Annotated in this window: 5 protein-coding genes and 1 riboswitch; all 5 genes read left to right on the plus strand. The window is 46.6% G+C overall.

The window, feature by feature from the left end:
- Nucleotides 1-218 precede the first annotated feature (218 nt).
- The 5 genes from DXB18_RS15825 (at nucleotide 219) to ribE (ending at nucleotide 5725) form a co-directional block, all read left to right on the plus strand.
- The gene (locus DXB18_RS15825; protein WP_118708880.1) at nucleotides 219-1616 is read left to right on the plus strand and encodes a DNA/RNA helicase domain-containing protein; all 1398 of its coding nucleotides are present in this window, start codon (nucleotides 219-221) and stop codon (nucleotides 1614-1616) included.
- A gap of 95 nt (nucleotides 1617-1711) precedes the next feature.
- A riboswitch (FMN riboswitch) is annotated at nucleotides 1712-1826 on the plus strand.
- A 372-nt stretch (nucleotides 1827-2198) separates the two neighbouring features.
- A complete protein-coding gene (ribD, locus tag DXB18_RS15830; RefSeq protein ID WP_118708882.1) occupies nucleotides 2199-3302 on the plus strand; it encodes a bifunctional diaminohydroxyphosphoribosylaminopyrimidine deaminase/5-amino-6-(5-phosphoribosylamino)uracil reductase RibD in 1104 nt (367 codons plus the stop codon).
- Nucleotides 3283-3966 carry a riboflavin synthase gene (locus DXB18_RS15835; protein ID WP_118542986.1) on the plus strand — a complete coding sequence of 228 codons (684 nt, stop codon included), beginning with the start codon at nucleotides 3283-3285 and terminating at the stop codon, nucleotides 3964-3966. Before ribD ends, DXB18_RS15835 begins: the two co-directional genes overlap by 20 nt.
- 27 nt (nucleotides 3967-3993) lie before the next feature.
- Nucleotides 3994-5196: a bifunctional 3,4-dihydroxy-2-butanone-4-phosphate synthase/GTP cyclohydrolase II gene (locus DXB18_RS15840; protein ID WP_118542985.1), complete on the plus strand. Its 1203-nt coding sequence runs from the start codon at nucleotides 3994-3996 to the stop codon at nucleotides 5194-5196.
- A gap of 61 nt (nucleotides 5197-5257) precedes the next feature.
- Nucleotides 5258-5725, plus strand: coding sequence for a 6,7-dimethyl-8-ribityllumazine synthase (gene ribE, locus DXB18_RS15845; protein WP_118542984.1), 468 nt, complete (start codon nucleotides 5258-5260; stop codon nucleotides 5723-5725).
- Nucleotides 5726-5765 lie beyond the last annotated feature (40 nt).

The raw sequence follows: 5765 nt of genomic DNA on the forward strand, positions 1-5765 counted from the left end.
ACTTTTAAAAGAGCGGTGGAATTTACTTTTGCACTGGAATTTACTTTTTCAAGTCAGCAAAAAGAATCAGGTCAAATTAGAATGGCAGATTGTTCGGGATTTGTTTGTGTGGTATGATGAAGCTATGAAAGGCATCCTGGCTATTGGGGCAGTAAAGCCAGAGGCAAAGCGCAGATGAATCAAAACTGGAAGAATATAGCGGAGAGAGTAAGGAAACAATGAAGTCAATACCAATTTATGCACTGACAAGAGAACAGAACCTGACCAATCTTACCAAACTGGAGTATCATTTATCTGAACGAGAAAAGCCACTGAAGTTTCGTACATGGGAACTGAATAGCATGAAAGCCCTGGTAGATCAGCTGGAAGCTCATATGGAGCATGTATACCGCCTGCGCTTTTTCTACTCCTTTCAGATTCCACGGCTTGGAAAGGAATTTGACCTGCTCCAGGTGAAGGAAAACCAGATTGTAAACATTGAACTGAAAAGCGGTGCGGTTTCCGAAGATGCGATACGCAGGCAGCTGATACAGAACCGCTATTATTTGTCTGTACTTGGAAAACCGATCAAATCTTACACTTACATCAGCAGTCAGAACCGGTTGGTGCGTCTGACAAATCATGACCATATTGCTGACACAGACTGGAAACAGTTGTGTGAGGAATTGCAGGAGAAAAGCCCAGAATACACGGGAAATCTGGAAACATTGTTTCAGGCGGAATGGTATCTGATCTCGCCGCTGACACAGCCGGAACGTTTCCTGAGAAAGGAATATTTTCTGACAGCGCAGCAGAAAGATATCGAACGGCAGATTCTAAGAAGAATCAGGACAGAACGAAGAGGCTATTACTGGTTTTCTGGGCTTCCAGGAACGGGAAAAACCTTGCTCCTGTATGACATTGCCATGAAACTTTCTGTCCGGCAAAAGGTCTGCATGATTCACTGTGGAACTTCCGGGCAGAAATGGAAAAAACTTCATGAACGCCTGCTGCGTATGATCTGGATTTCTGATTCCCAGATTACAGAAGAAATAAAATTAGATGAGTACAGTGCCGTTCTGGTTGATGAAGCACATTTACTGAGTCAGGATGTATTACATAGGATTGTAAACCTGGCTGGAAGTCGTCCGGTTATTTTTTCCAGTGACGATGAGAGCCCGGTTTCACCGGAAGAAGCGGATCAAAGCATAAAACAGGAGTTGGAAAATCTTGCTGAGGTTTGGATGTTTCGTCTGACGAATCGGATCCGGACCAATGCGGAACTTTCAACTTTTATTCAAAATATGATGCATCTTCCAGAACGGAAAGTTACCAGACACTTTCCAAATGTTACTGTGTTTTATGCCAACGATAACCAGGAAGCAGAAAATTTGATTCAGGATGCAAAAGAACAGGGATATCAACTTTTGTCAGAACATATGGTAACAGGAAAAACACCGGATTTCCTGGCAGTGATGTTGGATGAGCAGTATTTCTATGATGAGAATAAATATTTGCGCTCCGAAAATCATACTGTGCGGAAGCTGTTTCATCAGCTGAACGGTGCAAAAGAAAAGCTGCTGCTGGTTGTAAACAATAATTTCCAGCTTTATGATGTGCTTTTGGACTTGTTATAGTTTCATGAATCTGGATTCACACAGGATTACACCAATTTTACACCATATCTTGACTTTCCTATAGAAATGTGCAATAATACCCCTTGTAAAAAGCATAAAGTCTTCAGGGCGGAGCGAAATTCTCCACCGGTGGTAAAGCCCACGAGCCGCAAGGCATGATTCGGTGCAATTCCGAAGCCGACAGTATAGTCTGGATGAAAGAAGAATGATCGTGTATTTCTTATATTTTTGAAGATACCGTATTTTGTGATAACCGCTCTGGAATGAAAATTCCAGAGCTTCTTTTATTTCATAGGAATTGTGTTTTATGAAACAAATGGAACATGCAGATCGTATTTTTCGTGATTTCGTGAGCAGGAACAAAGAAAGTTCTTTTTCATGATTTGGAAAATGGTTTACAGGATACGGAAAATTCAAAAATAACGGAAAAACAGTACAAAAAGAAAAGCAAATTCTGAAGAATATTGATTCTTTGGATCTGCTTTTTCTGTATTGCATAACTCAGAAGTATCTGTGGTGCATCTGACGTTAACCATCCTTCTGCTTGATACTTATGCGAACAGGAAATGGAGGAAGGAGTCTTTGACAAAACAGGATTATATGCGCCGGGCAGTGGAACTGGCGAAAAAAGGCGAAGGCTGGACCAGTCCGAATCCGATGGTAGGTGCCGTGGTGGTAAAAGACGGGAGAATCATCGGGGAAGGATACCATGCGCGGTATGGGGAACTTCATGCAGAGCGCAATGCGCTCCGTACCTGTATGGAGCCGACGGAGGGGGCAGACCTCTATGTCACGTTAGAGCCATGCTGCCACTATGGAAAACAGCCTCCCTGCGTAGAGGCAATTGTGCAGGCGGGGATCAAGCGGGTTTTTGTGGGATCGGATGATCCGAATCCACTGGTTGCCGGAAAGGGAATCCAGTATTTGCGGGAACGCGGCATTCTGGTAGAAACCCATGTGCTGAAAGAGGAATGCGATGCGCTAAATCCGGTATTTTTCCATTACATCCGCAGAAAAACTCCCTATGTGGTTTTGAAATATGCCATGACCATGGATGGGAAAATTGCGGCATACACCGGGGCATCCAAATGGGTTACCGGCGAGGAGGCACGGGCGTGGGTGCAGCGGGAGCGCAGCCGTTATCGTGGCATCATGGTGGGGGTCAATACCGTACTGGCAGATGATCCATTGCTGAACTGCCGCATGCCGGGAGGAAGAAATCCGGTCCGGATCATCTGTGATACACACTTAAAAACTCCGCTGGAATCCCAAATCGTAAAGACCGCGAGGGAAATTCCTACAATTTTGGCTGTCTGCGAGACGGACAAAAAACGATATCTTCCCTATGAACAGGCGGGCTGCCAGATTTTGCCGGTTTCAGAGGAAGAGGGGCATGTGAATCTCAAGAACCTGATGAAGCTGCTTGGCGAAAAACAGATCGACAGTATTTTGCTGGAGGGAGGCGGTACCTTAAACTGGTCCGCGTTGAAAAGCGGGATTGTCAAAGAAGTACATGCTTATCTTGCACCGAAGCTGTTTGGCGGTGCAAAAGCCAAAACGCCGGTGGAGGGGCCTGGTGTGGCAGATCCTTCGGAAGCGGTCCGTCTGAAGGTCAGAGAAATCCGAAAGCTGGGCGAGGATTTCCTAGTGGAAAGCGAGGTGCAGGATGTTTACGGGGATCGTTGAAGAGATTGGAACGTTAAAACGGATTACCTGGGGTGCACATTCGGCGGCGCTGACCATTCAGGCAAAACAGGTGCTTGCCGGTACCAAAGTGGGCGACAGCATTGCAGTCAATGGAATTTGCCTGACGGTAACGAATCTGGACACTTCCGGGTTTACGGCAGACGTAATGCATGAAACCTTAAACCGTTCTTCCTTAAAAGGTGCAAAACCGGGCATGCACGTGAACCTGGAGCGGGCAATGGCAGCAGGAGGGCGGTTTGGCGGTCATATCGTAAGTGGCCATGTGGATGGAACCGGAACGATCCGGAAGATTTCGCGGGATGATAATGCAATTTGGTATACTGTGGAAGCCAGCCCGGCAATTCTTCGCTATATTGTGGAAAAGGGATCCGTTACGATCGATGGGATCAGCCTGACTGTGGCATCGGTGACGGAGAAATCTTTTTCCGTTTCCACGATACCGCACACCAATGCCGTGACAACTTTGGGAGAGCGGAAAGAAGGAGATAAAGTGAACCTGGAGAATGATATCATCGGGAAATACGTGGAGCGGCTGCTGGGTGGGGGAATGACAGAGTGCAAATGTCCAGAACAACCAGATTCCAGACAAAAACAGACAGAAAGCAAAATTACAAAAGAATTTCTGACCCAATATGGATTTTAATAAAACGCAAGGCAGGAGGGAAAAATTATGGCATTTCAATACAATACCGTAGAAGAAGCGTTAGAAGAACTTCGCAAAGGACATATCATTCTGGTGACCGATGATCCGGACCGGGAAAATGAGGGAGATTTCATCTGTGCGGCAGAGTTTGCCACGACGGAAAATATCAATTTCATGGCAACCCATGGAAAAGGACTGATCTGCATGCCGATGTCCGAGGAATATGTAAAGAAACTGCAGATTCCTCAGATGGTGACCAATAATACAGACAACCATGAGACAGCGTTTACGGTTTCGATTGATTGTGTCGATACGACGACCGGAATTTCCGCAGCAGAGCGCTCCGTCACGGCCATGCGCTGTGTGGCAGAGGATGCAAAGCCGGAGGACTTTCGCAGACCGGGACACATGTTCCCGCTGCTGGCAAAAAAGAATGGTGTTCTGGAACGGGAAGGACACACGGAAGCTACCGTGGATCTGTGCCGCCTGGCCGGATTAAAGGAATGCGGGCTTTGCTGTGAGATCATGCGGGAGGACGGAACCATGATGCGCACCAGCGAATTGCAGGAACTGGCAAAAACATGGGACTTAAAATTTATCACGATCCAGGACCTGAAAAATTACCGGAAATTCCAGGATCAGCTGGTTGACCGGGTGACTGTGACGAAAATGCCGACCAAATACGGAGAATTTGTGGCTTACGGCTATGTAAACCGATTAAATGGCGAACATCATGTCGCACTGGTAAAAGGGGAGATTGGAGATGGGGAAGATGTCCTTTGTCGGATTCATTCGGAATGTCTGACCGGCGATACGTTTGGTTCCCTGCGCTGTGACTGTGGCCAGCAGTTTGCGGCAGCCATGACCCAGATTGAAAAAGAAGGACGTGGCATTCTCCTTTACATGCGGCAGGAAGGACGCGGCATCGGTCTGATCAACAAGCTGAAGGCCTATGAACTGCAGGAAAAGGGCATGGATACCCTGGAGGCTAATCTGGCACTTGGTTTTGCCGGGGATGAGCGGGAATATTACATCGGTGCACAGATCCTGCGGGATCTTGGAGTAAAGAGCATGCGCCTGCTCACCAACAATCCGGATAAAGTATACCAGCTTTCGGAGTTTGGCATGACCATCAAAGAGCGTGTGCCGATCCAGATGAGCGCGACGAAATACGATCTGTTTTACCTGCGGACCAAGCAGCAGCGTATGGGGCATCTGCTGCGGTATTAGAGGGTAAAAAATCTGTTGCTATATCATTTTATAATATATTATGAAGAAAGAGGACAAACATATGAGAGTACTGGAAGGAAATGTAGTAGCAAAAGGAATCCGTGTAGGAATTGTGGCAGCAAGATTTAATGAATTTATTACGTCAAAGCTGGTTGGCGGGGCACTGGATGGTTTAAAACGCCATGATGTCAAAGAGGAAGATATCGATATCGCGTGGGTACCAGGTGCCTTTGAAATCCCCCTGATCGCGTCGAAGATGGCGAAAAGTAAAAAGTATGATGCGGTAATCTGTGTGGGTGCCGTGATCCGTGGAAGCACAAGCCACTATGATTATGTATGCAGTGAAGTCTCCAAGGGGATTGCAAATGTCTCTTTAAACAGTGACATTCCGGTGATGTTTGGTGTGCTGACCACCGATAATATTGAGCAGGCAATCGAGCGTGCAGGCAGCAAGGCAGGAAATAAAGGGTATGAGTGCGCGACCGGTGCCATCGAGATGGTGAATCTGATCCGTGCATTGGAAGCATAGATAAAAAGCACCGATAAAATACTGAAAACTTTTGCACTCT

Source organism: Clostridium sp. OM02-18AC (assembly GCF_003481825.1).
Classification (GTDB): domain Bacteria; phylum Bacillota; class Clostridia; order Lachnospirales; family Lachnospiraceae; genus Brotaphodocola.

Bases quoted from the DNA above. Each gene is read 5' to 3' on its own strand.
- ribE (WP_118542984.1), top strand. From the start codon at position 5,258: ATGAGAGTACTGGAAGGAAATGTAGTAGCAAAAGGAATCCGTGTAGGA.
- DXB18_RS15825 (WP_118708880.1), top strand. From the start codon at position 219: ATGAAGTCAATACCAATTTATGCACTGACAAGAGAACAGAACCTGACC.
- DXB18_RS15835 (WP_118542986.1), top strand. From the start codon at position 3,283: ATGTTTACGGGGATCGTTGAAGAGATTGGAACGTTAAAACGGATTACC.
- DXB18_RS15840 (WP_118542985.1), top strand. From the start codon at position 3,994: ATGGCATTTCAATACAATACCGTAGAAGAAGCGTTAGAAGAACTTCGC.